Here is a 2946-nt window from a genome sequence, read left to right as displayed (position 1 = left end):
GCGGCGAGCCTCTCTCCCCCCCCCCCCTCACCCTTTCCACTCCCCAGAGCAGGAGCCCCCCCCCCCCTTGCCCGCCCTCCCCACCCCCCCCCCGTCCGACGGCTGGCCGCACCCCGTTCGGAGCCGCCCCGTGAACCGCCGCCGTACCGCCCCCGCCCTCCTCGTCCTCGCCGCCCTGGCCGCCCTCACGGGCTGCGCCGGCGGCGGCGAGACCGTGGCGCACCCGCCCGCGCGGGTGACCGCGACCAGCACGCCCGCCCCGACGGCGTCCGTCGCACCGCTGCCGCGCTCGGAGCCGGTCCGGGTCCGGGTGCCGGCCGCCGGCGTCGACACCGGGCCCACCGGGCCCGTCCTGCGCCTCGGCCTGGCGAAGGACGGCACGGTCGAGGTCCCGTCCGAGGCGGACGCGGAGCGCATCGGCTGGTACGACAAGGGCGTGACGCCCGGCGAGACCGGCCCCGCCGTCCTGATCGGCCACTTCGACACCGCCCGGGGGCCCGCCGTACTCAAGAACGTCGCCAAGGTCCGCGTCGGCGACGAGATCACCGTCGCCCGCGCCGACGGCACCGAGGCCGTCTTCCGCGTCCGCGAGCTGGAGCAGGTCGACAAGAAGGCGTTTCCGACGCGGAAGGTCTACGGCGACACCCAGCGGCCCGAACTGCGGCTGATCACCTGCGGCGGCGAGCTGGTCGACGGCCACCGCCCCGACAACATCATTCTCTACGCCGATCTGGTCACCCGAGCCGCCTGAGCCCGGCGGCGGGGGCTGAGGCAGAATCGGCTCCATGACGAGCTCCCAGCCGCCCGCCGAGCCGGCCTACGCCGACCGTGTCTTCCGTTCGCCCCTCGGGATCGCGGGCGGTGTCCTGCTGCTCGGCCTGACGGTGTGGTTCTGCGTCGACGCGATGGTCAGGGGCGCGGGGCGCACCCCGTGGCTGGCGCTCGCGAGCCTGCTGCTCGTGGTGCCGCTCGTCGTGGCGTTCACGATCCGCCCCGCGGTGTACGCCAACGAGGACCGGCTGCGGATCCGTAACCCCTTCCGGTACATCACGCTGCCCTGGGCCTCGGTTGCGGACGTCCGGGCCGGATACTCCAGCGAGGCGTTCACCCAGGACGGCGGCAGGTACCAGCTGTGGGCCGTGCCCGTCTCGCTGCGGCAGCGCAAGCGCGCCGCCCGGCAGCAGGCGCGGGCCGCGCACGACGGTCCGCACGGCCGCGCGGCGGCCGGCGCGCGCGGGGGCGACGCGGGGCGGCTGGCCCCCGCCGACCGGACGATCGCCGACCTGCGGGAGCTCGCGGAGCGGTGCGCGGGCCGTCCTGAGGCGCAGGGGGAGCCGCGCGTGCGCTGGGCGTACGAGATCATCGCGCCGACGGCGGCGGGGCTCGTCCTGCTCGTCATCCTGCTCGCCACCGGCTGACCCCGGAGCCGGTACGCGCGCGGCACTCACGGCGCGCCCGCCCACAGCCGCTACGCGCGGCACCCACGGCGCACCTGCCCACAGCCGGTACGCGCGGCACTCACGGCGCGCCCGCCCACACGAGCAGCATGTACGCGCCGAGCCACGCCGAGGAGAGCGCCGCCGCGCCGAGCACCAGGGCGGCGACGTGGCGGCGGGCGCGGCCGACCGCCAGGGCGAGCGGGAGCAGCAGCGGGAAACCGGGCAGCAGGAACCGGGCGCGGGGGAAGTACACACCCCCGCTGCCCAGGACCACGAGGAGCAGAACTCCCGTGAAGACCAGCAGCGGCAGCGGCTGCCGGTCGGCGACGCAGAGCGGGAACAGCGCGGCGGCGGCGATCAGCACCAGCGAGACCACGACCAGGAAGAGCTGCGGGTCCTGGGCGTAGACGAGATGCCTGCGCAGTTGACGCAGCGTCGACGATCCGCCGTCCCAGGTGTTGCTCCAGGCCTTCTGCACCGCGAAGTAGCCGTCCCAGCGCCCCAGCCGGAGCCCCACCCAGCCGACGTAGCCCAGCCAGCCCAGCGGAGCGACGAGGGCGGCGACGAGCGCCGGCCGGCTGCCGCGCCGCGCGGCCGACAGCCCGGCCACCGTCACCGCCGCGGCGACCGCGACCCCCGTCGGCCGGGTCAGGCCCGCCGCGACGGAGAGCCCCGCCGCCCAGGCCCAGCGCCCGTCCAGGGCCGCGTACAGCGCCCAGGCGGCCAGCGCCGTGAACAGCGACTCCGTGTACCCCATCCACTGCACGACGGCGACCGGCAGCGCGCCCCACAGGACCGCGAGGACCGTGCCCGCCCGGCGGCCGTACAGCCGGTCGCCGACCGCGAAGATCCCCCAGGCGGCGGCCAGCGAGCAGAGCACGGCGAGAACCAGGCCGACGGATGCACGGGAGCCGGGGGTGACCGCCGCCACCGCCCTGATCAGGGCCGGGTAGAGCGGGAAGAAGGCCATCGTGCGGTGGCCCGGGGGATCCCCCGGCCCCGGGTCGTAGCCGTGGTCCGCGATCCCGAGGTACCAGCGCGAGTCCCAGGACGTCGCCAGCGCCGGCCAGATTCCGTGCCCCCGCATGTGCACCCAGCGGCCCAGGACGAGCAGCCCCAGGAGCCGTACGGCCAGATAACCGAGGAGCGCGGGAGCGGCGTGCCGCAGTGTGCCGCGCATCCGCTCCGGCAGGCCCCCGCCGGGCGGGGCCGGAGGCTTCCGGGAGGCGGGGACGGTCGGTCGGACGGTCAGGACCGGGGGCACGTGGGCGGCTCCAGGGAGGCTCGGCGGGGACACCGGGTCACCCTGGCCGCAGCCACCTGACGGCGGGACGCGCGTTGGGCCGACCACCGTACCGATTTCACCCGTACGGGAGGGGCGGGGGGAACGCGGCGAGGCCCGTACGGAGCGGTCTCCGCCCCGGACCCCCCCCCGCCACCCCCCCCCCCCGTGCATTGGCGAACCCCGGGGGTGGTTGCAACCCCCTGTCCTCGACAAACCCCAGAC

The 2946-nt window shown here is 76.4% G+C and carries 3 protein-coding genes; 2 read left to right on the top strand and 1 reads right to left on the bottom strand.

All coding sequences use genetic code 11. The features are described from left to right. Positions 1-130: 130 nt before the first annotated feature. Positions 131-751 carry a class F sortase gene (locus ACFUJR_RS22350; RefSeq protein ID WP_383163182.1) on the top strand — a complete coding sequence of 207 codons (621 nt, stop codon included), beginning with the start codon at positions 131-133 and terminating at the stop codon, positions 749-751. A 34-nt stretch (positions 752-785) separates the two neighbouring features. Beyond that, the gene (locus ACFUJR_RS22345) at positions 786-1418 is read left to right on the top strand and encodes a PH domain-containing protein (protein ID WP_383163180.1); all 633 of its coding nucleotides are present in this window, start codon (positions 786-788) and stop codon (positions 1416-1418) included. 100 nt (positions 1419-1518) lie between these two features. Here the strand turns inward: ACFUJR_RS22345 and ACFUJR_RS22340 are convergent, their stop codons facing one another. Next, complete coding sequence (locus ACFUJR_RS22340) at positions 1519-2703, bottom strand: hypothetical protein (protein ID WP_383163178.1); 1185 nt, start codon at positions 2701-2703, stop codon at positions 1519-1521. Positions 2704-2946 lie beyond the last annotated feature (243 nt).

Origin of the sequence: Streptomyces sp. NPDC057271 (assembly GCF_042668715.1) — a bacterium.
Classification (GTDB): Bacteria; Actinomycetota; Actinomycetes; order Streptomycetales; family Streptomycetaceae; genus Streptomyces.
This window is presented reverse-complemented; position numbering and strand designations above follow the sequence as displayed.